Annotated in this window: 23 protein-coding genes; 10 read left to right on the top strand and 13 right to left on the bottom strand. The window is 69.3% G+C overall.

Going from position 1 to position 24,064, the window contains the following annotated elements; all coding sequences use genetic code 11:
* The first annotated feature begins 62 nt into the window (after positions 1–62).
* On the top strand, positions 63–2,339 hold the full coding sequence (locus tag K0O62_RS12290; RefSeq protein ID WP_073857469.1) for a molybdopterin guanine dinucleotide-containing S/N-oxide reductase: 2,277 nt from the start codon (positions 63–65) through the stop codon (positions 2,337–2,339).
* Here K0O62_RS12290 and K0O62_RS12285 read toward each other — a convergent pair.
* The 4 genes from K0O62_RS12285 to K0O62_RS12270 are packed head-to-tail and all read right to left on the bottom strand — an operon-like array spanning position 2,336 to position 6,751.
* Positions 2,336–2,914, bottom strand: coding sequence for a TetR family transcriptional regulator (locus K0O62_RS12285; protein WP_073857468.1), 579 nt, complete (start codon positions 2,912–2,914; stop codon positions 2,336–2,338). The two genes, K0O62_RS12290 and K0O62_RS12285, sit on opposite strands and share 4 nt — an antisense overlap.
* A 7-nt stretch (positions 2,915–2,921) precedes the next feature.
* The gene (locus K0O62_RS12280; RefSeq protein WP_073857467.1) at positions 2,922–5,135 is read right to left on the bottom strand and encodes an acyl-CoA dehydrogenase family protein; all 2,214 of its coding nucleotides are present in this window, start codon (positions 5,133–5,135) and stop codon (positions 2,922–2,924) included.
* Positions 5,136–5,147: 12 nt separating this feature from the next.
* On the bottom strand, positions 5,148–5,546 hold the full coding sequence (locus tag K0O62_RS12275) for a Zn-ribbon domain-containing OB-fold protein (RefSeq protein ID WP_073857466.1): 399 nt from the start codon (positions 5,544–5,546) through the stop codon (positions 5,148–5,150).
* Positions 5,546–6,751, bottom strand: a complete 1,206-nt coding sequence (locus tag K0O62_RS12270; RefSeq protein WP_073857465.1) for a thiolase family protein — start codon at positions 6,749–6,751, stop codon at positions 5,546–5,548. Before K0O62_RS12270 ends, K0O62_RS12275 begins: the two co-directional genes overlap by 1 nt.
* Positions 6,752–6,896: 145 nt before the next feature.
* Between K0O62_RS12270 and K0O62_RS12265 the strand changes: the two genes are divergently transcribed.
* Complete coding sequence (locus tag K0O62_RS12265; RefSeq protein WP_073857464.1) at positions 6,897–8,402, top strand: PE-PPE domain-containing protein; 1,506 nt, start codon at positions 6,897–6,899, stop codon at positions 8,400–8,402.
* Between the two features lie 70 nt (positions 8,403–8,472).
* On the opposite strand, the gene hflX is transcribed toward K0O62_RS12265, so the two are convergent.
* The 5 genes from hflX to K0O62_RS12240 are packed head-to-tail and all read right to left on the bottom strand — an operon-like array spanning position 8,473 to position 13,271.
* Positions 8,473–9,873, bottom strand: a complete 1,401-nt coding sequence (gene hflX, locus K0O62_RS12260) for a GTPase HflX (protein ID WP_073857463.1) — start codon at positions 9,871–9,873, stop codon at positions 8,473–8,475.
* 33 nt (positions 9,874–9,906) lie between these two features.
* Positions 9,907–10,776 (bottom strand): diaminopimelate epimerase, encoded by an 870-nt coding sequence (gene dapF / locus K0O62_RS12255; protein WP_073857578.1) that lies wholly within the window; start codon positions 10,774–10,776, stop codon positions 9,907–9,909.
* An 8-nt stretch (positions 10,777–10,784) separates the two neighbouring features.
* Complete coding sequence (miaA, locus tag K0O62_RS12250) at positions 10,785–11,690, bottom strand: tRNA (adenosine(37)-N6)-dimethylallyltransferase MiaA (RefSeq protein WP_073857576.1); 906 nt, start codon at positions 11,688–11,690, stop codon at positions 10,785–10,787.
* 8 nt (positions 11,691–11,698) lie between these two features.
* Entirely contained in the window at positions 11,699–12,379 is a 681-nt protein-coding gene (locus K0O62_RS12245; RefSeq protein ID WP_073857462.1) for a class III extradiol ring-cleavage dioxygenase family protein, read from the bottom strand.
* Positions 12,380–12,383: 4 nt separating this feature from the next.
* Positions 12,384–13,271 carry a DMT family transporter gene (locus K0O62_RS12240; RefSeq protein ID WP_073857574.1) on the bottom strand — a complete coding sequence of 296 codons (888 nt, stop codon included), beginning with the start codon at positions 13,269–13,271 and terminating at the stop codon, positions 12,384–12,386.
* A 205-nt stretch (positions 13,272–13,476) separates the two neighbouring features.
* On the opposite strand from K0O62_RS12240, the gene K0O62_RS12235 reads away from it, so the two are divergent.
* Entirely contained in the window at positions 13,477–14,853 is a 1,377-nt protein-coding gene (locus K0O62_RS12235) for a DUF349 domain-containing protein (protein WP_073857461.1), read from the top strand.
* Here K0O62_RS12235 and K0O62_RS12230 read toward each other — a convergent pair.
* Together K0O62_RS12230 and miaB are read right to left on the bottom strand one after the other, a co-directional pair.
* Positions 14,850–15,455 (bottom strand): Rv2732c family membrane protein, encoded by a 606-nt coding sequence (locus K0O62_RS12230; protein WP_205870636.1) that lies wholly within the window; start codon positions 15,453–15,455, stop codon positions 14,850–14,852. The genes K0O62_RS12235 and K0O62_RS12230 overlap by 4 nt on opposite strands.
* Positions 15,443–16,987: a tRNA (N6-isopentenyl adenosine(37)-C2)-methylthiotransferase MiaB gene (gene miaB / locus K0O62_RS12225; RefSeq protein ID WP_079244277.1), complete on the bottom strand. Its 1,545-nt coding sequence runs from the start codon at positions 16,985–16,987 to the stop codon at positions 15,443–15,445. The genes K0O62_RS12230 and miaB overlap by 13 nt, the downstream gene beginning before the upstream one ends.
* Before the next feature lie 81 nt (positions 16,988–17,068).
* Here miaB and K0O62_RS12220 point away from each other — a divergent pair, with 81 nt between their 5' ends.
* The 5 genes from K0O62_RS12220 (at position 17,069) to K0O62_RS12200 (ending at position 21,108) form a co-directional block, all read left to right on the top strand.
* On the top strand, positions 17,069–17,797 hold the full coding sequence (locus tag K0O62_RS12220; protein WP_073857572.1) for an amino acid ABC transporter ATP-binding protein: 729 nt from the start codon (positions 17,069–17,071) through the stop codon (positions 17,795–17,797).
* A gap of 16 nt (positions 17,798–17,813) precedes the next feature.
* Positions 17,814–18,623, top strand: a complete 810-nt coding sequence (locus K0O62_RS12215) for a glutamate ABC transporter substrate-binding protein (protein WP_073857459.1) — start codon at positions 17,814–17,816, stop codon at positions 18,621–18,623.
* 15 nt (positions 18,624–18,638) lie between these two features.
* Positions 18,639–19,319, top strand: a complete 681-nt coding sequence (locus K0O62_RS12210; RefSeq protein ID WP_073857458.1) for an amino acid ABC transporter permease — start codon at positions 18,639–18,641, stop codon at positions 19,317–19,319.
* Positions 19,320–19,414: 95 nt separating this feature from the next.
* Positions 19,415–20,281, top strand: coding sequence for an amino acid ABC transporter permease (locus tag K0O62_RS12205; RefSeq protein WP_073857457.1), 867 nt, complete (start codon positions 19,415–19,417; stop codon positions 20,279–20,281).
* Between the two features lie 68 nt (positions 20,282–20,349).
* Positions 20,350–21,108, top strand: a complete 759-nt coding sequence (locus tag K0O62_RS12200) for a 3-oxoacyl-ACP reductase family protein (RefSeq protein ID WP_073857456.1) — start codon at positions 20,350–20,352, stop codon at positions 21,106–21,108.
* A gap of 2 nt (positions 21,109–21,110) precedes the next feature.
* Here K0O62_RS12200 and recX read toward each other — a convergent pair whose 3' ends face one another.
* Both recX and recA read right to left on the bottom strand, forming a co-directional pair.
* Positions 21,111–21,629, bottom strand: a complete 519-nt coding sequence (gene recX / locus K0O62_RS12195) for a recombination regulator RecX (protein ID WP_073857455.1) — start codon at positions 21,627–21,629, stop codon at positions 21,111–21,113.
* On the bottom strand, positions 21,598–22,641 hold the full coding sequence (recA, locus tag K0O62_RS12190; RefSeq protein ID WP_073857454.1) for a recombinase RecA: 1,044 nt from the start codon (positions 22,639–22,641) through the stop codon (positions 21,598–21,600). The genes recX and recA overlap by 32 nt, the downstream gene beginning before the upstream one ends.
* 199 nt (positions 22,642–22,840) lie before the next feature.
* On the opposite strand from recA, the gene K0O62_RS12185 reads away from it, so the two are divergent.
* Together K0O62_RS12185 and hypB are read left to right on the top strand one after the other, a co-directional pair.
* Positions 22,841–23,170 (top strand): hydrogenase maturation nickel metallochaperone HypA/HybF, encoded by a 330-nt coding sequence (locus K0O62_RS12185; protein WP_073857453.1) that lies wholly within the window; start codon positions 22,841–22,843, stop codon positions 23,168–23,170.
* A 1-nt stretch (position 23,171) separates the two neighbouring features.
* Positions 23,172–23,939 (top strand): hydrogenase nickel incorporation protein HypB, encoded by a 768-nt coding sequence (hypB, locus tag K0O62_RS12180; RefSeq protein ID WP_073857452.1) that lies wholly within the window; start codon positions 23,172–23,174, stop codon positions 23,937–23,939.
* The last annotated feature ends 125 nt before the right edge of the window (positions 23,940–24,064 follow it).

Genomic DNA, 24,064 nt, shown 5'->3' with positions numbered 1-24,064 from the left:
CGAAATTCCCGCGGGTAACCGTAGCCGCCGGGCCGTCGTGGGAGCACCCTAGGATTCGGTGGGTGTCCCGCCGCAGCCTCGCCCATTGGGGTGCCTTCAGCGCCGAGGTGCGCGACGGCGAGATCGCCTCGGTGACCCCGGCCGCCGGCGACGCCGACCCCTCTCCGCTGCTCGGCAACCTGCCCGGTTCCCTGCGGCATCGCTCCCGGATCGCCGGGCCCGCGGTGCGCCGGGGCTGGCTGCAGGACGGGCCCGGACCCAGCGACCGACGCGGCGCCGACGAGTTCGTGGCGGTGTCCTGGGACGAGCTCACCGAGCTGCTGGCCGGTGAACTGCGCCGGGTGATCGACACCCACGGCAACGAGGCCATCTACGGCGGCTCCTACGGCTGGGCCAGCGCCGGGCGGTTCCACCACGCCCAGAGCCAGGTGCACCGGTTCCTCAAGCTGCTCGGCGGCTATACCTCGTCCCGGCACTCCTACAGCCTGGGCGCCACCGGGGCGATCATGCCCCGGGTGGTCGGCACCCACGACGATCTGTTCAAGCGCTCCACCGCGTGGGACGTCATCGTCGAGCACACCGACCTGTTCGTCGCCTTCGGCGGCATCGCGCTGAAGAACACCGGGATCAACCACGGCGGCACCACCGCCCATCCGGCCCGCGCCGCATTGAACCGGCTGCGGGAGCGCGGCGGCACCATCGTGTCCTTCTCCCCGCTGCGCGACGACGTGGACGGCGAGTGCGAATGGCACGCGCCCGTCCCCGGCACCGATGTGGCGATCATGCTCGGGCTGGCCCATGTGCTGGCCACCGAGGGGCTGGCCGACCGGGAGTTCCTGGACATCTACTGCATCGGCTACCACCGGTTCGAGCGCTACCTGCTCGGCACCGACGACGGTGTGCCGAAGTCGGCACGGTGGGCGGCCGCCATCAGCGGGATCGCGGCCGAGGACATCACCGCCCTGGCCCGCCGGATGGCGGCCGGGCGCACCCTGGTCACCATCAGCTGGTCACTGCAGCGCACCCGGCACGGCGAGCAGGCCCCGTGGATGGGCCTGACGCTGGCCGCCATGCTCGGCCAGATCGGGCTGCCCGGCGGGGGTTTCGGGCACGGGTACGGGTCGATGAACGAGCCCGGGCTGGCACCGCTGCGGCACCGGCTGCCGGTGCTGCCGCAGGGCCCCAACCCGGTCTCGACGTTCATCCCGGTGGCCGCGGTGTCCGACATGCTGCTGCACCCCGGCCGGGAGTACGACTACAACGGTCTGCGGCTCACCTTCCCCGACATCCGGCTGGTGTACTGGGCCGGCGGCAATCCCTTCCACCATCACCAGAACCTCCCCCGGCTTCGCCGCGCGCTGGCCCGGCCGGACACCGTCGTCGTGCACGATCCGTACTGGACGGCGATGGCCAAGCACGCCGACATCGTGGTGCCCTCCACCACCGCCTACGAACGCGACGACTACTCCGGGTCGCGCAACGATCCGATGCTGACGGCCATGCCGGCGCTGGCACCGCCGTACGCCCAGTCCCGCGACGACTACACCACCTTCGCCGCCCTGGCCGAGCGCCTCGGCGTGGGTGCGCCGTTCACCGAGGGCCGTACCGCCCGGCAGTGGCTGGTGCACATGTACGAGAAGTGGGCGGCCGGAGTGGACTTCGCGGCGCCGCCGTTCGACCAGTTCTGGGCCGACGGCGGACTGCGGTTACCCACCGAACCCGGGTTGACGCTGCTGGCCGATTTCCGCGCCGACCCGTACACGCACCGACTGAACACCCCGAGCGGGCGCATCGAGATCTTCTCCGCCGACATCGACGGGTTCGGCTACGACGACTGCCTGGGCCACCCCGCCTGGTTCGAACCCACCGAATGGCTCGGTGGTGCGCGCGCGCAGACCTATCCGCTGCACCTGATCGCCAATCAGCCGGCCGGCAGGCTGCACGGTCAACTCGACGGCGGGGCGGTCAGCATGGCGTCCAAGGTGGCCGGGCGCGAACCGATCCGGATCCACCCCGCCGATGCGGCGCAGCGGGGGTTGGCCGACGGCGATGTGGTGCGGGTGTTCAACGACCGCGGGGCCTGCCTGGCCGGGGTGGTGACCGACGACCGGCTGCGCCCGCAGGTGGTGCAGCTGTCCACCGGCGCCTGGTTCGATCCGCTGGATCCCGCCGACCCGGATTCGATGTGCGTGCACGGCAATCCGAACGTGCTGACCGCCGATGTGGGCACCTCGGCGCTGGCGCGTGGCTGCACCGGGGCGCACGTGCTGGTCCAGGTGGAGAAGTTCAGCGGGCCGGTGCCGCCGGTGCGGGCCCACGAACCGCCGGTGATCCACTAGGCCAGCCGCGGCGCCACCAGGTCGACGAAGGCGTCCACCACCCGATAGGCGTCGGCGATCGGGTGACCGTGCAGGATCGCCCCGGAGAGCATGGTGCTGATGATGCCCCAGGCCATCATCGCGGTGTCCACGGATTCCTGGGCCCCCAGCGCGGCGAAGTCCGCGGCCAGCGTGCGCTGGGCGACGGCGGCGAACTGCTCCATCAATGCCTCGGCGTTGGCGTCGGTGGAGTTCTGCAACAGCATGCACACCTTGAAGAAGGCCGGACGGCGTTCGAAGCTGGCGATGATGCCGCGGACCTTCTCGCGGACCCGGAGTTCGGCCGGCCGGGTATCGGCGGTGGCGGTGTCGGCGGTGTCCGACGCGAAGGCGGGCTGGGCCCAATCCATCAGCACCGCGGCGTAGACGTGTTCCTTGGAGGTGAAGTAGCGGTACAGCGTGCCCAGTGCGACGTCGGCCGCGTCGGCGACGTCGCGCATCTGGATCTGGTCGTAGTCCTGGGCCTTGAGCAGGGCCTGCGCGGCGGCCACGATCTGCGACCGGCGGGCCTGTTTGTAGCCGGGCAACTCGGTCATGGCCGGGTCACCCCCTCGGCAGGCCGAGGATCATCGTCGCGATGATGTTCAGCTGGATCTCGACGGTGCCGCCACCGATGACCTCGGCCGGCATCATCAGGCTGCGCGCCACCGCGGGCTGCTCACCGCCGCCCACCATCGCCGCGCGCCCGCTGAAGGCCAGCGCGTCGGCGGTGACCCGGCGCACCAGCAGCGCGGTCCCGACCTTGCCGATGCTGGAGGCCGGCCCGGGGCCGTGCCCGGCGAGCCGGCCGAGGGTGTCGCGCACCGCCAGCGCGCCGATGGCGTTGGTGGCCGCCCGCACCTCGCCGAGCGCGACCCGGACCTGGGTGTCCTGCGGCGCCCGCCGCGCGAGGGCCCGCAGTTCACTCTCCTTGTCCTGCTTGACGTAGGCGCCGATCGCCACCCGCTCGTTGGCCATGGTGGCCAGCGCGTGGGACCAGCCGGCGGTGGGTTCACCCACCAGCATGGCGTCGGGTACGAGCACATCGTCGAAGAAGACCTCGTTGAAATGCGCCTCGCCGCCCGCGGTGCGCAACGGGGACACCGTGATGCCCGGCGAGGTCATGTCGACCAGGAAGTATCCGATCCCCTTGTGTTTCTTGGCGTCCGGATCGGTACGCGCCAGCAGGGCACCCCAGTCGGCACGTTGGGCCGAGGAGGTCCAGACCTTCTGGCCGTTGATCCGCCAGCCGCCGTCGACCTTCGTCGCCCGGGTCGCCAGCCCGGCCAGATCCGACCCGGCACCGGGTTCGGAAAACAGCTGGCACCAACCGATCTCGCCGCGCATCGTGGGCACCGCGAACCGATCGCGCTGCTCGTCGGAACCCGCGCCCAGCACCGTGGGCAGGATCCATTCCGCGATGCCCAACGACGGCCGGACCAGATAGGGCCGCTTGTCGAACTCCTCGTCGATGATCAGCTGCTGGGCCGGTGTCGCCGCCAGCCCCCACGGGGCGGGCAGGTGCGGTGCGACCAGCCCGGCGTCGGCGAGCGCGGTGCGCCGGGGCCCCGTCCAGTACTCGGCGTACTCCGGGTTCTGCCGGCCCGGGGTGTCGTTGCGCAATTGGGCGGCGGCGTCGAGGGCTGCGGCGATCTCGGCCCGGAAGTCCGGTTCGACCTCAGTCAGTTCGATGGTGAAGTCCCGGCCGGGTAGATCCGGATCCCCCAGTGCCCGTGCCCATTTCGTCGCCGTCCCGGCCGCGGCGGCCAGGCTGATGGCCCGTTTCCAGTACAGGTGCAGGTCGTGTTCCCAGGTGTATCCGATCGCACCGAACATGGTCAGCGCGTCGACCACCAGTTCCGGTAGCCGGCCGATCGCGGTGACCGCCGCGCCGGCGGCCGCGATGTGCTGCTGCACCGGTGAACGGTCCCCACCGCGGACCGCGTCCCAGGCCGACGCCGCGGCCAGCTCGCTGGTGATGTACAGCATCGCGGCCTTGTGCTGCAGCGCCTGGAACGAGCCGATCGGGCGGCCGAACTGTTCGCGCACCTTCAGGTAGGCGACCACGTTGTCGACGCACCAGCGCGCGATCCCGGCCGCCTCGGCCGCCATCATCCCGACCGTGATGCCGACGGCGGTGGCCTCGTCGACTCCGGCGAGCGCGTCGGCGGTGTGCACGCCGCGGCAGTCCAGGGTGCCGACGTCGCGGGTCAGGTCGGTGGATGTCTGCGCCTGCACGGTGAGGCCGGGCGTATCGGTGTGCAGCGCGAACCACAGCGGCTCGCCTGCCTCGGTTCTGGCCCCGAGCACGATGATGTCCGCGGCGCACAGCCCGAGGTGCGGACCGGCGGACCCGTCGAGCCGCCATCCCCCGTCGGCGGTGGTGGCCCGGATCTCGCCGTCCGCCGGGAGCACGAGTGCCGCGGTCCCCCCGGCCACGATGGCCTCCAGCAGCGCCGCCGCGGGCTCTCCGATTGCGGTCGCGAGCACCGCGCCGGCGATGACGGTGGGCAGCAGTGGGCCGGGCAGCAGGCCGTGACCGGCCGCGTCGAGGACACAGGCGGCCTCGGCCAGGGTGCCGCCCTGGCCGCCGAGGTGTTCGGGCAGGTGCACCGCGTGCAGCCCCTGGCCGACCAGCGCGTCCCAGAAGTCGGGCCGGTGTCCGGCGGCGATCGCGTCGAAACGGGTGCGGGTCAGGTCGAGGCCGCCGTGGCGTTTCGCGAAGCCGGCCATCGAGTCGGTGAGCTGGAGCTGTTCGTCGGTGAGTGCGACAACCACGGTGCCGGTCTCCTATCGGGCCGCGGTGTAGTGCAGCAGGGTGATGTCGGGGTGGTCGACGAACACCGGGGTGAGTGCCATGCCGATCCGCAGCTCCTCCGGGTCGACGTCGACGAGTTCGGTGGCCAGTCGCGGGCCCTCCGGCCACTGCACGACGCCGAGCAGGTGGGGCACCGTATCGGCGAACTGCGGGGCCACCGGCCGCTGCGCGACGGCGAAGCTGACCAGGGTGGCGGCTCCGGAAATCCGGCGCCACTGCAGATCGTCGGCCAGCGTGCCCGGCGCCAGCACCCGCGGATAGAACACGTAGGCGTCCAGGGACGGGGAGAACTGGCACCACACCTCGTGGCGGCGCAGGCCGTCCCAGTACGGCGCCGAGGTCGGGGTCGGCAGAGGAATTGGGCGGGTCATCAGTCCCCCTCCAGCACAAGTGCTTCTTGTTCGCTCAGCACGCCGCCGTTGCCGGAGACGAAGGCCCGGTTGCAGTCGGCGACCTGGGTCGCCCCGGCGCGGCCCATCAGCTGTCGGGTGGCGTCGCAGACGTGGTGCATGCCACCGGCGTTGCCGGGCTGGCCGTACCCGAGTTGGCCACCCGCGGTGTTCATCGGGAAGTCCCCGCGGAACGTCAGGTCGTGATCGGTGACGAACTGCATGCCCTTGCCCTTCTCGCAGAACCCGGCGTCCTCGAGGGTGAGCAGCGCGGTGATGGTGTAGCAGTCATAGATCGAGACCATGTCCATCTCGGCGGGTCGGGTGCCGGCCATCGTGAAGGCCGAGTCGGCGACCTTGACCATCGGGGTCTGCAACGGGTCGGCGGCGTACACCGGCGACTTGTAGGGCACCCGCTCGCCGAATCCCCTGATCCACACCGGCCTGTTGCGGCTCTTACGGGCCAGGTCGGCATTGGTGACGAGCACCGCAGAACCGCCCATGCACGGCATCACGATCTCCAGCATGTGCAGCGGCGAGGCGATGATCGGGCTGTCCAGCACGTCGGCGATGGTCAGTGGCTTGTCGCCGAACACCGCGCCCGGGGTGTGGTTGGCGTTGACCCGTTGGTCGACGACGATCTTGGCCATCGCGGTTTCGTCGTATCCGTATGCGGCGGCGTACATCTGGGCGACCTGCGCGTAGGGCCCGTTCTGCCCGAGATAGCCGTAGGGAATCTCGAACTCCGCCTGCGGTGAGCCGAAGCGGTTGCTGGAGGCACCGAAGTACACGGCGTCACCCATGTTCGGCGGGCGCTGCTCGTGCATGGGTGTGAGGTAGTTGGCCGGGATCGCGCACAGCACGGCCTGGCAGATACCCAGTTCGATGGCGGCCGCCGCGCGCCACACCATGGCCGCACCGCTGGCGCCGCCGAGGTCCACGTACTCGGCGAAGTTGACGGCCAGACCGAGGTACTCCACCACGGTGGACGGGACGAAGAGCTCGGATTCGAAGACACCGGTGGTGACCAGCCCGTCGACCTGGTCCACCGATAGGCCCGCGTCGGCCACCGCGGCGGCGGCCAGCCGGGCCCACTGTTCGATGATGAACTCGGGTGTCCCCGTCGGCTTACGCGTGGCGGGCAGCTCGTGAAAGCCGACGATCGCGGCTTCACCCCGTAAGCCCATGTGACGCTCCCTCCATCCGGATCTCCGACGGACGTTATTAGAATGAGATTCTACTTTCAATTCGGCGGTTTACCCGCCCCTCAACTCGTGTGGTGCGACGATCCGTGGGAAACCTGAGACGCACTCACCGACCCGGGGGTGGCAGATGCGTATCGCCCAGATCGCACGCACATCGATCACAACCGCGCTGGCGCTGTTGGCCGCCGTCATCGTCACCGTCGCCTCGACGCTGTCGTTGGCCGTGGCGCTGGCCGCCACCGCACTGATCGTGCCGGGCACCGGCACACCGAACGCCAACATCGTCGGCGGCTATCTGGAGAACGCCCGCGATTACTACATCTCGCCGTTCAACCCGGCCTGCACCGCGGAGAACGACTGCGCGCTGCAGGGCATCGACTATCCCGCCCAGTTCTGGCCCTTCCCGCTGCCCGGCTGGGGCGGACTGCGCGGCGCCAAATGGGACGTGTCCACCGGTGAGGGGTTGGCCAATCTGAACTCGACGCTGGTGAACACCTTGGTGCAGAAGCCCGGTGAGCCGGTCGTGCTGTTCGGCTATTCGCAGGGCGGCAACATCGTCAGCCGGCAGAAACGCAACCTGTCCTATCTGCCCAAGGACCAGACCTACCTGTCCTTCGTGATGATCGGAAACCCCAATCGCCCCAACGGCGGCCTGTTCGAGCGGCTGGCGTTCCTGGGGCACGTGCCGATCCTGGACGTCACCTTCGGATTGCCGGCGCCGACGGACACCTGCGATCACATCTGCGCCACCGACATCTCCTTCCGCTACGGCGGTGTCTCCGACTTCCCGATATACCCGCTCAACGCGCTGGCGGTGCTCAACGCGATCGCCGGGTTCGTGTACGTACACGGCACCTACCTGGCCCCCAACGCGAAGAGCTATCCCGGCGAGCTGCCCGACGGCTACACCCCGGAGGAACTGGCCGAACAACTCGCCGACGAGGACAACTGGCAGGACTACGGCGACACCCGCTACATCACCATCCCGACCAAGACGTTGCCGATCGTGCGCCCGTTCCTGCAGTTCGCGAAGGCCACCGGAACCGGTTTCCTGATCAACCCGATCGTCACGCTGCTCAGCCCGGTACTGGAGGTACTGATCGAGACCGGCTACGACCGGACACTGAGCTACGGTGTGCCCGCACCATTCCGGCTCATCCCCCGGATCAATCCGATCACCCTGACCCGCGACGTCATCGAGGCGCTGGGCCAGGGATTCCGCGACGCGTTCGGTAAGCGCCCGGCGGTGCAGCAGGAACCGCAGGACCGTCGCTCGGAGTCCCCCGATGGCGGGAGAGTTGCGGCGGTGAACACCGACGTCGATGAGACTGCCCCCGCCGCCGACCTCGATGCGGCCGCCCCCGCCGAACCGACCCGCGCCGAGAAGCGCGCCGCGCTCGCCGAGGCCCGGACGGCACCGCGCAGCGTGCTGAGCGCGCGGACCGGCACCCGATCCGCGTCGGCGCCTGAGGAGCTGGCGGAGGTCGAGGAGCTGACGGAAATCGAGACCGCGCCCGAGACCGAGGCCGAGCCTGAGTCCGAGCCTGAGTCCGAGGCCGAGACGGAGTCCGGCGAGGATTCCTCCGAGGCGCCGGATTCCCCGTCGGCCGACAGCGCGGATCAGGCCGCCTGACCGGCGCGGGCAGGCGCGCCGCCCCTTGAAATCCGGGGGATTCGCCGAGACGGCGCGCCTGCCCGTGCAACTACCAGTTACTGAACTCGCGCAGGCCGGCGGCCAGCGCAGCCGGCACCCTCGCCGTGATCTTGGTGCCCTGTTCGGTGTGCTCGGTGGTGTCGATCCGGCCCTCGGCATGCACCCGGGCCACGAGGTCACCGCGGTCATACGGCAGGGTCACGTCCACGAAGGCATCGCTGGGTTCCACCAGTTCGGTCAACCGGGTGCGCAGCTGGTCGAGCCCCTCACCGGTGCGCGCGGACACGAAGACCGCATCCGGCAGGGCCCGGCGCAACTGCGCCAGCGCCAGATCGCCGGCCGCGTCGATCTTGTTGACCACCAACAGTTCCGGCGGCGGGGCGATCCCGTACTCGGCGACGACGTCGTTGACGACGTGGCGAACCGCGGTGATCTGGGCCAGCGGGTTCACATCGGATCCGTCCACCACGTGGATGAGCAGTTCCGCGTCGGCCACCTCTTCCAGCGTCGAGCGGAACGCCTCCACCAGCTGGGTGGGCAGATGCCGCACGAATCCCACCGTGTCGGTGAGCACGAACGGTCGCCCGTCCTCGAATTGCCCACGGCGCGTAGTGGGTTCCAGCGTGGCGAACAACGCGTTCTCCACCAGGACACCCGCGCCGGTCAGCGCGTTGAGCAGACTCGACTTGCCCGCGTTGGTGTACCCGACGATGGCCAGCGCGGCGACGTCGCTGCGCCGCCGGCTCCCCCGCTGGGTGTCGCGGATCTTCTTCATCTCCTTGATCTCGCGGCGCAGCTTGGACATCCGCTCGCGGATCCGGCGGCGATCGGTCTCGATCTTGGTCTCACCGGGGCCGCGGGTACCGACCCCGCCGCTGCTACCGCCGGCGCCACCGCCCTGCCGCGACATCGATTCACCCCAGCCGCGCAGCCGGGGCAGCATGTACTCCATCTGCGCGTAGGCCACCTGGGCCTTACCCTCGGCCGAGGTCGCGTGCTGGGCGAAGATGTCCAGGATCAGCGCGGTCCGGTCGATGACCTTGACCTTGACCACCTTCTCCAGCGAGTTGAGCTGGGCGGGGCTGAGCTCACCGTCGCAGATGACGGTGTCCGCGCCGGTGGCGGTGACGATGTCGCGCAGTTCGATGGCCTTGCCGGAGCCGATGTAGGTCGAGGCGTCGGGTTTGTCGCGGCGCTGCACGAGGCCCTCGAGGACCTCCGAGCCCGCGGTCTCGGCCAGCGCCGCGAGTTCGGCCATGCTCGCGTCGACGTCGGCCGCGGTGCCCTCGGTCCACACTCCGACGAGCACCACCCGCTCCAGGCGGAGCTGGCGGTATTCGACTTCGGAGATGTCGGTGAGTTCGGTGGACAGCCCGGCCACCCGGCGCAGTGCCGCGCGGTCCTCGAGAGCCAGTTCGCCGGTGCTTGGAATGTAGTCAGGTTCAGTCATAAGTTCTTTCGATGGTGGCATGCCGACCCGCGGTCATGCACCCGAATAATTTCCTGCCAGTTCACCATGCGCGACGAGGACCGACGGTCCGCGCAGGTAACTGGTCGCTTCGGTGATCGTGACGGTGACCTCGCCCCCGGGGATCCGCACCCGCAGCGATCCGGTGTCCTGCCCCGCGTGCGCCAGCACCGCCAGCGCGGCGGCCACGGTTCCGGTACCGCAGGAGCGGGTTTCACCGACACCACGTTCGTGCACGCGCATGTCCACCGCGTCAGCAGCCGACACCGCCACGATCTCCACGTTGACGCCCTCCGGGAACTGGGCGGAGTCGAAGGAGACCGGCGCGGCGACGTCCAGGGCCGCCAACTCCGCCGCACTCAGGTCGGTGACGCACGCCAGGTGCGGGTTGCCGACGTCGACACCGAGTCCGGTGAAGGTCCGCCCGCCGACCACCGCCGAACCGGCGCCCAGCCGGTTGGCCTTGCCCATGTCCACGGTGACCTCGGCGTGCGTGGGATCCTCGGGGTTGAAGCCGTGCACCACCACCGGCCGCGGACCGGCCAATGAGCCGACCACGAATTCGTCTCGGCTCTCCAACCCGGATGCCCGCAGGTAATGGGCGAACACCCGGACACCGTTCCCGCACATCTGCGCGATGGATCCGTCGGCGTTGCGGTAGTCCATGTACCAATCCGAGGCGACCACCCCCTCGGGCAGCGCGGCGAACACGCCCGCCGCGGCGGCCGCGCCGGCCGTCGTCACCCGCAGCACACCGTCGGCGCCCAGGCCACGGCGCCGGTCGCACAGCGCGGCCACCCAGTCGGGGGTCAGCGCGAGCGCGGCATCGGGGTCGGGCAGCACGACGAAGTCGTTCTGGGTGCCGTGCCCCTTCGCGAATGCAATGGCGGGTTTCACCTGTCCAGGATACGCAGCGCGGCGTCGGCCAGGTCCGGCGCCGAACCGTCGAGCCAGTGCACCCGGTGATCGCGACGGAACCAGGACCGCTGCCGCCGCACGTAGCGGCGGGTGCCGATGAACGTCGCGGTCCGGGCCGCCGCGTTGTCCGGGTCGTCCCCGGCGTCGAGGGCCGCCAGCACCTGGGCGTAACCCAGGGCCCGCGAGGCCGTCACCCCGTCGCGCAGGCCGCGCCCGATCAGCCCGGTCACCTCCTCGACCAGGCCGTCCTCGAACATGGAGTCGGTGCGCTGAGCCAGCCGTTCGTCGAGAACCGCTGTGTCCCAGTCCAATCCAATGATCACGGTGTTCCAGCGCGGAGTACCGATACGCGGTGCCGAGGCGGCGAACGGTTGACCGGTGATCTCCACGACCTCCAACGCCCGCACGATGCGGCGGCCGTCGGTGTCCAGGATCGCGGCACCGGCGGCGGGGTCGACCCGGGTCAGCTCGGCGTGCAGGGCGCCGACCCCGACCTCGGCGAGGCGGGCCTCCCAGCGGGCCCGCACCGCCGGATCGGTGGCCGGGAACGACCACTGGTCCAGCAGCGACTGGATGTAGAGCATGGATCCGCCGACGATCAGCGGGACCGCACCGCGGGCCATGATCGCCTCGATGTCGGCGGCCGCGCTCTCCTGGTACCGCGCGACCGAGGCGTTCTCGGTGACCTCGAGCACGTCGAGCTGATGGTGGGCGATGCCGCGGCGCTGGTCGGGCGCCAGTTTGGCGGTCCCGATGTCCATGCCCCGGTAGAACTGCATGGCGTCGGCGTTGACGATCTCCCCGCCCAGGCGCTCGGCCAGGGTCAGCGCCAATGCCGACTTTCCGGTTCCCGTCGGGCCGATGACGGCGACGGGACGCAGCGGCGCGGTCACGGGCGCCAGGTACCCGCGAAGTACCCGACGCCGTAGGGCGCACCGCGGTAGAGCTGGTCGGCCGCCGCCGGGGCACACAGCCCGGCCAGCACCTGATAGGCCACCCGGCCCACCACCTGAGCCGGCAGATCGGCCAGCGCCGCCGCGTCACCGGCGGCCAGCGCATCGTCGAGGGCGTCCTGCACGGCCGCGGCGGCGGGGTCGAACCCGCCGGGCGCCGAAGCGGTCAGCGTGTTGCAGCCGTCGGCGACCACCAGCACCCCGACCGGCTGGTCGCTCGCGTCGATCTCCGCGCGCAACGCGCGTCCGCAGGCCAGGGCGGTGTCCGCGCCGTGCTCGGCCCGGTAGGCGCAGACGTCGACGACGGCCTCCGGTGCCACCTGCGCGCGCACCCAGCCCGCCATCAGCGCACACAGCGGTAGCTCGGTGACCGGTCCGGTGGCCTCGGGTGCCAACCGGACCGGGACGTCGACGCCGTAGCCGGCGAAGGTCCCGACCGAGTGCGCCCCGATGTTGGCGTCCTCCGGCCCCGCACCGACGGCGATCCAGCGCGCCGGCAACACCGCCGCCGCGGCGAGCACGGCCGCGCGCAGATCCGCCACCTCGGCCGCCGCCGCACCGGCGAGTTCGGGCACCAGCACCGGCGCCGAGGGAATCAGTGCAATGGCAGCCAACACGCCATCACGCTATCGCCTTGCCGACATCGGGCTTCGCGGCCCAGCCCGCCTCGCCGCGGGCCAGCGCCAGCGTGGCGACCACCATCACCGTGAACGCCACCGCCAGGGTGATCCAGCCGGACTCGCCCGGCCGCAGCGTCTCGCCGAGCACCACCACACCGAGCACCGAGGCCACCACCGGCTCGACGACCGTCATCGTCGGCAGGGAGGCGGTCATCGAGCCGGCCCGGAACGCTGCCTGCTGATAAGCCGTGCCGACCACCGCCACCACCGCCCACGCATAGAGCTCCGGGGCGCTGAGCACCGCCCACAGCCCATTGCCCAGCCGGTCGACCACCCCTTTGGTCAGGATCGCGAACAGGCCCCACAGCGCCCCCGAGACGCAGGCCAGCAGGATCGCGCTCGCCTTGCTGCCGCTGAGGATCCGCGCGCCGATGACGCACCCCACCAGCACCGGCCCGAGCACCGCGGCCACCGCCAGCCAGACCTCCGAGCCGGCCCGCGCCTGCCCGGCGGTGGGGTTGCCGACGGTCACGATGACCACCACCGATGTCGCCAACAGCACCGCCCAGGTCCACTCGAATCGGCTCACCCGATGGTGGTTGGCCCGGGCGTTGAGCGGCAGCGCGAACAGCAGCGAGGTGACCAGCAGGGCCTGCACCAGCAGCACCGATCCCAGCCCCAGCGCCGCGGCCTGCAGGCCGAATCCGACCGCCGACACCAGGCTGCCGATCCACCACATGCGGTCGCGCAGCAGGTGCGCGAACAGCTGCAGGTGCCCGACCGGCTCGGCGGTCACCTCATGCGCGGTGCGCTGATGGATGACGTCGCCCATGGCGACGAACAGCGCAGCGCCGAGCGCCAACAGCGCGGCGATATCCGCCTTGTCCAAACCGCTCTCCTCCAAAGGCCTTGTAACTGGTCCGGGCCCTGAGGGTGCCGGTAAACGGGCCCCAATCGCAACCGCGGCACACCACGCATCGCGAAGCTGTGCGCACGGCGCGAGGCGACCTGCTTGAATAGCGACGGAAGCTATTGGGCGCCGCGTCGCGCGGCAGGTGCGTGGGTCAGCCCGCGCGGAGGGGTGAGGAACGAATATGACCAGCAGCGAATCGGGTTCCGGCGAGACCACCGGGGAGTCGGCACAGCAGGCCCCGGCGGCACCCAAGCCCACCCCCAAACCGGCACCCCGGCCGGGCCCGCGTCCCGCACCCCATCCCCGCCCGGCGGCGGCCGCCGCCCCGGCTGTCGTGGCTCCGCCCTCGGTGGATCCGCACCGGTTCGGCCGCGTCGAAGAGAACGGCACCGTCGTGCTGATCACCGCGGCCGGTGAGCGGGTCATCGGGTCCTGGCAGGCCGGCGACGCCGAAGCCGCGTACGCCCACTTCGGCCGCCGCTACGACGACCTGGCCACCGAGGTGGCGCTGCTGGAGACCCGGCTGGCCTCGGGCAGCGGCGACGCCCGCAAGATCAAGTCCGCCGCGTCGGCGCTGCTGGAGACGCTGCCGACCGCCGCCGTGCTCGGCGATGTCGACGCCGTCGAGCAGCGGCTCACCTCGATCGTCGAGCACGCCGACGGCGCGGCCGCCGAGGACCGGGCGCGGCGCGACGAGCACCGTGCCGCCCAGACCGCCCGCAAGGAGGCGCTGGCCGCCGAGGCCGAGGAGATCGCCCAGGTCACCGGCCAGTGGAAGGCCGCCGGCGACCGGCTGCGCGCGATCCTCGACGAGTGGCGCACCATCACCGGCCTGGACCGCAAGACCGACGACGCGCTGTGGAAGCGGTATTCGGCCGCCCGGGAGACGTTCAACCGGCGCCGTGGGTCGCATTTCGCCGAACTGGATCGCGAACGGGTCGGGGCCCGGCAGGCCAAGGAGGCCCTGTGCGAGAAGGCCGAGCACCTCAGCGATTCCACCGACTGGTCGGGTACCGCGGCCACCTTCCGGGATCTGTTGGCGCAGTGGAAGGCCGCCGGACGGGCCGCCAAGGATGTCGACGATGCGCTGTGGGCGCGGTTCAAGGCGGCACAGGACACCTTCTTCGAGGCGCGTAACGCCATCAACGCGGAGCGCGACGCCGAGTTCGAGGCCAACGCCGCGGCCAAGGAGAAGTTGCTGGCCGAGGCCGAGCGCATCGACATCGCCGATCCGAAGGCCGCGCAGGCGGCACTGCGGACGATCGGCGACAAGTGGGACGCGATCGGCAAGGTGCCGCGTGAGCGGTCCGCCGATCTGGAGCGCCGGCTGCGTGCGGTGGAGAAGAAGGTGCGCGACGCCGGGACCGCGAACCAGCCCGACGCCGAGGCGCAGGCCCGGGCCGACCAGTTCCGGGAGCGGGCCGAGCAGTTCGAACGTCAGGCCGAGAAGGCCGAGGCGGCCGGTAAGACCAAGGACGCCGAGGCGGCCCGGGCCAGCGCCGCGCAGTGGCGGGAATGGGCGGAGACCGCCGCAGAAGCGGTCACCAAGAAGCGCTAGTCGCGCTTCGGCTCGTCGCCCCGGTCGTCGGGGAACGTGTCGTCGAGCAGCGTGTGGTTCTGCCGCTCGGCGATGGCCTGACGCCGCTGCGCCTCGGCGGCCAGTTGCAGCGCGGTGCGCGACCACACCACCCGGGCCCAGTGGAACGCCAGCAGCAGCACACCGATCCAGCCGATGATCAGCCCGATCCCCGGGCCGGGCATGCCTTCGCCGGCGGTCTGGCGCGACCACACCGCGAGCATGCCGGCCGGGCAGGCCACCGTGGTTCCGGCCAACGCGATCCAGGCCAGCGTCCAGCGTCGCGTCAACAGCGCCAGGATCGAGAACCCGATGCTGAACACCAGCGCCAGCCAGACGAACACCCGTGACGGCAGCGAGATCCCGTCGGCGGCGGCGGCGTCACCGCCGACCAGCACGTCGAACCCGCGGGTGGATCCGGTGTGCGGCAGCAGGAATGACAGCAGCACGACGAACACCAGGATCGCCACCACGAGCGCCCGTGCGCCGGGGTCGATCTCGGAGGCGACGCGGCGTTCGGCGGCCTCGATGTCGTCCTTGTAATCGTCGAAGCCGTTCGAGGAGTTGCCGCTCACAGTCCACACTCCGAAGTGACGGGGGCGACCGGCGGTGCGCCGATGCCCGGCATGCCCAGACCCACTCCGGTGACCGGACGAAGCCCGGCGGCGTGCGCGTCCCCGGCGCGGGTGCGGCGGTGCGAACCCACCGGACCGTCGGCGACCAGGAAGTGCGGGGCCGCCCGGGTCACCGTGGTGGTGACGATGTCGCCGGGGCGGATGTCGGCGCCGCCGGCGGTGAAGTGCACCAGCCGGCCGTCACGGGCCCGCCCGGACATCCGCGCCGTGGCGGCGTCCTTGCGGCCCTCCCCCGCGGCCACCAGCAGTTCGACCTGCCGTCCGACTTGAGCTTGGTTCTCCTGCAACGAGATCTGCTCCTGTAGTTCGATGAGTCGCTGATAACGCTCGGTGACGACCTCTTTGGGCAGCTGGTCGGCCAGCACCGCCGCCGGGGTACCGGGACGTTTGGAGTACTGGAAGGTGAAGGCAGTCGAAAACCGGGCGGAGCGGACCACATCCAAGGTGGCCTGGAAATCCTCCTCGGTCTCGCCCGGGAAGCCGACGATGATGTCGGTGGTGATGGCGGCCTGCGGGATCGCGGCGCGGACCCGGTCGATGATGCCGAGGAACTTCTCGGCCCGGTAGGAGCGGCGCATCGCCTTGAGGATGCGGTCGGAGCCGGACTGCAGCGGCATGTGCAGCGTCGGGCACACATTCGGGGTCTGCGCCATGGCTTCGATGACGTCGTCGGTGAACTCGGCGGGATGCGGTGAGGTGAAGCGGACCCGCTCCAGGCCGTCGATGGTCCCGCAGGCCCGCAGCAGATCGGCGAATGCACCCCGGTTGCGCGGGATCTCGGGGTCGACGAAGGACACCCCGTAGGCGTTCACGTTCTGGCCCAGCAGCGTGACTTCGAGCACACCCTGGTCCACCAGGGTCGCCACCTCGGCCAGGATGTCGCCGGGCCGGCGGTCCACCTCTTTACCCCGCAGCGCGGGCACGATGCAGAACGTGCAGGTGTTGTTGCAGCCGACAGAAATGGAAACCCAAGCTGCGTAAGCAGATTCGCGTGAGGCCGGGAGCGCGGACGGAAACTCCTGCAGCGCCTCGGCGATCTCGACCTGGGCCTCGCGTCGGTGGCGAGCCCGTTCCAGCAGCACCGGCAGCGAACCGATGTTGTGGGTACCGAACACCACGTCGACCCAGGGCGCCTTCTTGAGCACCGTCTCGCGGTCCTTCTGCGCCAGGCACCCGCCGACCGCGATCTGCATGTTCGGGTCGGCGCTCTTGCGGGGAGCCAGATGGCTCAGATTGCCGTAGAGCTTGTTGTCCGCGTTCTCCCGGACGGCGCAGGTGTTGAACACCACGATGTCGGCGTCGGCGCCCTCGGGGGCGCGCCGGTAGCCGGCCGCATCCAGCAGGCCGGACAGCCGCTCGGAGTCGTGCACGTTCATCTGGCAGCCGTAAGTGCGGACCTGATAGGTGCGTTGCGGCTGGCCAGGGGTCCCCTGCTCGGCCCCCAACGCACCGTCGGCCACTATCGAAGTCACGACGTCCATGTTACGGGGAGGTGGATACGCCCCATCTCGTGCGTTCCGTGGGTAGGGTCATTCCCCATGACCACCGCGGCTTCGGTCCCGATGATCTCGCTACAGGCTGTCAACAAGCACTTCGGTGATCTGCACGTGCTCCGGGATATCGATCTTGAGGTCCCGCGCGGTCAGGTCGTCGTGGTGCTCGGCCCGTCGGGTTCGGGCAAATCAACGTTGTGCCGCACCATCAATCGGCTCGAGCCGATCGATGCCGGCACCATCGCCATCGACGGTGACCTCCTCCCCGAGGAGGGCCGCAAACTCGCGCAGCTGCGCTCCGATGTGGGCATGGTGTTCCAGTCGTTCAATCTGTTCGCGCACAAGACAATCGTCGAAAATGTGATGCTCGCCCCAATCAAGGTGCGCAAGCTGTCCAAGGACAAGGCCCGTACCGAGGCGATGACCCTGCTGGAGCGGGTCGGGGTGGCCAATCAGGCCGAAAAGTACCCGGCGCAGTTGTCCGGCGGGCAGCAGCAGCGGGTCGCGATCGCCCGGTCGCTGGCGATGAACCCCAAGGTGATGCTCTTCGACGAACCGACCAGCGCCCTGGATCCGGAGATGATCAAGGAAGTCCTGGCGGTGATGACCGATCTGGCCAGCGAGGGCATGACCATGCTGGTCGTGACCCACGAGATGGGCTTCGCCCGCCGCGCCTCGCACCGGGTGGTGTTCATGTCCGACGGGGCGATCGTCGAGGACACCGAACCCGAAGAGTTCTTCACCAATCCCAAGTCCGACCGTGCCAAGGATTTCCTCGGCAAGATTCTCAATCACTGAATCGAAGGAGCACGTGATGTCATTTCGCGTTCGGGTGGCCGCTGCCGCCATTCTGGCTGCGGCCCTGCCGCTGTCCCTCGCCGCCTGCGGCGGTGGTGGCGACGACAGCGACAAGGTGACCATCGGCACCAAGTTCGACCAGCCGGGTCTGGGACTGAAGAACCCGGACGGCACCATGAGCGGATTCGACGTCGACGTGGCGACCTATGTCGCCGAGCAGCTCGGCTACACGCCCGAGCAGATCGAGTGGAAGGAGTCCCCGTCCGGGCAGCGCGAGACGCTGATCCAGAACGGTCAGGTGGACTACATCGTCGCCACCTACTCCATCACCGACGCACGCAAGGAGAAGGTGGACTTCGCCGGCCCGTATCTGATCACCGGGCAGAGCCTGCTGGTGCGCTCCGACAACACCGACATCACCGGCGCCGAGTCGCTGGAGAACAACAAGAAGCTGTGCTCGGTGACCGGTTCCACGCCAGCCCAGCGGATCAAGGACAAGTACCCGGGCGTGCAGCTGCAGCAGTACGACACCTACTCGGCGTGTGTGGAGGCGCTCAAGACCGGCGCGATCGACGCGGTGACCACCGATGAGGTCATCCTGGCCGGCTACGCCGCGCAGTCGCCGGGCACCTTCAAGATCGTCGGTGAGCCGTTCTCCGAGGAGCGCTACGGCATCGGCCTGAAGAAGGACGACACCGAACTGCGCACCAAGATCAACGACGCGATCACCAAGATGGTGTCCGAGGGCGCCTGGAAGGAAGCCTTCGACAAGAACCTCGGGCCGGCGGGCATCACCGCGCCCGAGCCCCCCACCGTCGACCAGTAGTCGGCAGGCGGTGGCGTGGAGATCTTCAGTGAGTACCAGGACCGGATCTATGCCGCGTTCTGGATCACCATCCAGCTGACGGTGTACGCCGCGATCGGCGCACTCCTGCTGGGCACCGTGCTGGCGGCGATGCGGTTGTCGCCGGTACCGGTGATGCGGTGGTTGGGCACCACGTATGTCAACGTGGTGCGCAACACCCCGCTGACCCTGATTCTGGTGTTCTGCTCGCTGGGTCTGGCCAACACGCTGCACATCACGCTGACCGACCCGAAGTCACCGACGTCCATCGTGGACAGCAACTTCCGCTTGGCCGTGCTCGGATTGGCGGTCTACACGGCGGCATTCGTGTGTGAGGCGATCCGTTCCGGGGTCAACACGGTGCCGATCGGGCAGGCCGAGGCGGCCCGGTCGCTGGGTCTGAGCTTCTCCCAGAATCTGCGGATCATCCTGTTGCCGCAGGCCTTTCGCGCGGTGATCATCCCGCTGGGTTCGGTATTGATCGCGTTGACCAAGAACACCACCATCGCCTCGGCGATCGGGGTGGCCGAGGCGGCGCTGCTGATGAAGGAGATGGTGGAGAACACCTCGGCGCTGCTGGTGGTCGGCAGCATCTTCGCGGTCGGCTTCGTGATCCTGACGCTGCCGATGGGGCTGCTGTTCGGATGGCTGGGCAAGCGGTTGGCGGTGTTGCGGTGATGAGCGCTTGCGCGAAGAACAGACGGCACAGATGAGCGCTTGCGCGAAGAACAGACGGCACAGATGAGCGCTTGCGCGAAGAACAGAGGGCACAGGTGACCGGAGCTTCCGTCCTATTCGACGCGCCCGGGCCCCGGGGGCGGCGCCGCAACGCGATCCTCGCCGTCGTGACGGCGCTGGTGTTCGCCGCGATCCTCGGCTGGGTCGTCTGGAAGTTCGCCGCCGCCGATCAGTTCGAGCCGGCCAAGTGGGAACCCTTCCTCACCGCCAATCTGTGGACGACCTACGTGCTGCCCGGTATCGAGGGCACGCTGACCGCGGCCGCGGTGTCCATCGTGTTGGCGTTGGTGCTGGGCTGCGCCCTGGGCATCGGCAGGCTCTCGCCGGTGCGGGCGGTCAGCTGGGCGTGCGCGGTGTTCGTGGAGTTCTTCCGCGCCGTCCCGGTGCTGATCATGATGCTGTTCTCCTATGCGTTGTTCGCGCAGTACAACGTGTTCGCCTCGCAGTACCTGGCGCTGGCCGGTGTCATCACCGGGCTGACGCTGTACAACTCGGCGGTGATCGCCGAGATCGTGCGCACCGGGGTGCACGCGCTGCCGCGGGGTCAGGCCGAGGCCGCCTCGGCGCTGGGCCTGACCTGGGGCCAGTCCATGCGCTCGATCCAGCTGCCGCAGGCCATCACCTCGATGCTGCCGGTGCTGATCTCGCAGATGGTCGTGGTGCTCAAGGACACCGCCATCGGCTACCAGATCACGTTCGTGGAGATGGTGCGCCAGGGTCAGAGCATCGGGTCGGCCTACGGCAACTACATCCCCGCGCTGCTCGTCATCGCGGCGCTGATGATCGCGCTGAACTTCGCGCTCTCGGCCTTCGCCACCCGTCTGGAGGCCCGGCTGCGGCGGTCCAAGAAGGGCCCGGCGCCGGTGCCGAAGTCCGCCGTTCAGGACACCCCGGTCGTCTGATCCGGGACCGCTCCTGTGATGTACGTCATAGCGGGGAACGAAGTTCTGCGGCGGCTGTTCTACCTGCCATGACCGAGAACTCGCACACCACCCCCCTGGCCGGACGCCGCGCCCTGGTCACCGGAGCCTCCCGGGGCATCGGCGCCGAAATCGTACGCCGCCTGGCCGCCGACGGCGCCGCCGTGGCGTTCACCTACAACTCGTCTCCGGAACCGGCGGAGAAGTTGGCCGCCGAGGTATCCGCGTCCGGCGCGCAGGTGGTGGCCATTCAGGCCGACAGCGCAGACGCCGCCGCCACAACCGCGGCCGTCGAGCAGGCGGTGAATACCCTGGGCGGTCTGGACATCCTGGTCAACAATGCCGGTGTCGCGTCCAGCGCCCCGATCGAGGAGTTCTCCCTGGAGGAGTTCGATCGACTGGTGAACATCAATGTGCGCGGCGTCTACGCCACCACGCAGGCCGCCGTGCCGCATCTGGGTGAGGGCGGACGGATCATCAACATCGGCAGCGTGAACGCCGAACGTGTTCCGGTGCCGGGGTTTTCGGTGTACGCCCTGTCGAAGGCCGCGGTCGCCGGGTTCACTCGGGGCCTGGCCCAGGAACTCGGACCGCGCGGCATCACGGTGAACAACATCCAGCCGGGGCCGATCGCCACCGACATGAATCCCGCCGAGGGGCCGTTCGCCGAACAGATGACCAGCCTGCTGGCGCTGGGCCGCTACGGCCACACCCGCGACATCGCCAGTGCCGTGGCCTATCTGGCCTCACCGGAGGCCGGCTACATCACCGGCACCGCACTCAATGTCGACGGCGGATTCCTGGTCTAGGTCTAGACGGAGCGCCGTTCGCGCTCCTGGGCCAGTTGCGTCTTGACCACGTCGAAGGCCATCCCCTGGTTGTAGCCCCGCCGCGCGAGCAGGCCCACCAACCTCCTGGTCACCTTCACTTCGTCGTCGAGGTTCTCCCGGCGCAGCTTGCCGGCCACCAGTTCCTCGGCCCGAACCCGCCACTCCCCCGCGTCCACGCTGTCCAGCGTCTCGGCGATCACATCGGCGTCGACGCCCTTTTTGCGCAGCTCGACGGCCAACGCGCGCTTGCCTTTTCCGGCGTTGACCCGTCGGGTACGGACCCACTCCTGCGCGAAGGCGGCGTCATCGAGCAGGCCCACCTCGACCAGCCGGTCGAGCACCCGGGTGCTGACCTCGTCGGGGAAGCCGCGGTCGGTCAGCCGGGTTTCGAGCTCGGCCCGGGTGCGGGCACGCACGGTGAGCAGGCGCAGACACAAGTCCCGCGCCTGCTCCTCGCGCTTGACAGGCTCAGAAGTCGACGGGGGCGGGAAGGACGTCATCGTCGGTCAGCACGGCACCGATGCCGAGCTTCTCCTTGATCTTCTTCTCGATCTCGTTGGCGACATCGACGTTCTCCAACAGGTACTTTCGGGCGTTCTCCTTGCCCTGACCCAGCTGCTCGCCCTCATAGGTGAACCAGGATCCCGACTTGCGGATGAAGCCGTGCTCGACACCCATGTCGATGAGCGAGCCTTCGCGGCTGATGCCGTGGCCGTACAGGATGTCGAACTCGGCCTGCTTGAACGGCGGCGAAACCTTATTCTTGACGACCTTGACCCGGGTGCGGTTACCGACCGCATCGGTGCCGTCCTTGAGGGTTTCGATGCGCCGGACGTCCAGACGCACGGAGGCGTAGAACTTCAGCGCCTTACCGCCCGTGGTGGTCTCCGGCGAACCGAACATCACGCCGATCTTCTCGCGGAGCTGGTTGATGAAGATCGCGGTGGTGCCCGAGTTGCTCAGGGCGCCGGTCATCTTGCGCAGCGCCTGGCTCATCAGGCGGGCCTGCAGACCGACGTGGCTGTCGCCCATCTCGCCCTCGATCTCGGCGCGCGGCACCAGGGCGGCCACCGAGTCGATGACCAGGATGTCCAGCGCACCGGAGCGCACCAGCATGTCGGCGATCTCCAGGGCCTGCTCACCGGTGTCGGGCTGGGACACCAGCAGCGCGTCGGTGTCCACACCGAGCTTCTTGGCGTACTCGGGATCCAGCGCGTGCTCGGCGTCGATGAACGCCGCGATACCGCCGGCCGCCTGCGCATTGGCCACCGCGTGCAGCGCAACGGTGGTCTTACCCGAGGATTCCGGGCCGTAGATCTCGACGACGCGGCCACGCGGCAGACCGCCGATGCCCAGCGCCACATCGAGTGAGATCGATCCCGTCGGGATCACCGAGATGGGTTGGCGGACCTCTTCACCGAGGCGCATCACCGAACCCTTGCCGTAGTTCTTCTCGATCTGAGCCATCGCCAGTTCGAGTGCTTTATCGCGATCGGGAGCCTGTGGCGCCATGGGAGTACCTCTCCGGTAGTCGTGCGGTTGACCGGGGTTCCGGTCGGTTGGCTGTGACCATAGGTGCCACCACCGACAAGTAACTTCGGTCGAACATTCACCAGATTAGCGAACAGGTGTTCGAAGGCAAGAAAGACACGCCGTTGTGCACCGGCAGATATGGACATATCGTGAGGTCACCGGTCCGAAGCGGGACGATATGCACGAGATGGCCATCACCCAGAGTGTCGTCGAGGCGGTATGCGAGCACGCCGCCGGGCGCCGGGTGCTCAGCGTCCGGATCGAGATCGGGGCGCTGTGCGCGGTGGTACCCGACTCGGTGCGGTTCTGTTTCGACCTGGCCACCGAGGGCACCCTCGCCGCCGGCGCCCGCCTCGATCTGGACATCCCTCCGGGCGCCGCCCGATGCCGCGATTGTGGACTGCACTTCGCGGTGGCCGACCCCATCCTGCTGTGTCGCTGCGGCAGCGCCGATGTCGAGGTGCTGACCGGGCGCGAACTCAAGATCCTGTCGATGGAAGTGAGTTGACATGTGCGCTACCTGCGGCTGCGGCGACGAGAACGCGGCCACCATCACCCTTCACGATCATGCCCCCGGCCACGTGCATCCCCACGAGCATGCCCACCCCCACACCGAGACCGTCTCACTCGAACAGAAGGTCCTGGCCAGAAACGACCAGCAGGCCGAGTTGAACCGGGCCTGGCTGGCCGAACGTCACATCGTCGCGCTCAACGTCGCCAGTTCGCCGGGCGCCGGCAAGACCACCCTGCTGGAGCACACCATCGGCGCGCTGATCGGCGGCCACGCCGTCACGGTCATCGAGGGTGATCAGGAGACGCTGCTCGACGCCGAGCGAATCCGGGCCACCGGCGCCCGTGCGGTGCAGATCAACACCGGAACTGGCTGTCATCTCGACGCCCGGATGGTCCACGAGGCGCTGCACACCCTGGAACCGGAGCCCGATTCGTTGTTGTTCATCGAGAACGTCGGCAATCTGGTCTGCCCGGCGCTGTTCGACCTCGGTGAGCACGCCATGGTGGTGGTCATCTCGGTCACCGAGGGCGCCGACAAGCCGCTGAAGTATCCGCACATGTTCGCCGCGGCGGATCTGGTGGTGGTCAACAAGGTGGATCTGCTGCCCTATGTGGACTTCGATCTCGACGCCTTTCGGCGGGCCCTGCGCTCGGTGAACCACGGCGCCGAGATCCTGCCGCTGTCGGCCACCACCGGAGCGGGCACCGCGGCGTGGCACGCCTGGATCACCGACCGTTCGCCGGTCTCCGCGGCCAGCCGTTGACAAGTCAGATCACCGGGAGTAGACCCAGTATCAGCGCCGCATTTCGAGCCGCACGTCGACTCCTGCGACGGAGGGGATTCAGCTCGCCCGCGGGTAGATCGCCCCGAACAGATCGTCCTGAATAG

The sequence above is a fragment of the Mycolicibacterium diernhoferi genome, from assembly GCF_019456655.1.
Lineage (GTDB): Bacteria > Actinomycetota > Actinomycetes > Mycobacteriales > Mycobacteriaceae > Mycobacterium > Mycobacterium diernhoferi.
The sequence above is the reverse complement of the archived record's forward strand: the minus strand, read 5'-3'. Positions and strand labels throughout refer to the sequence as shown.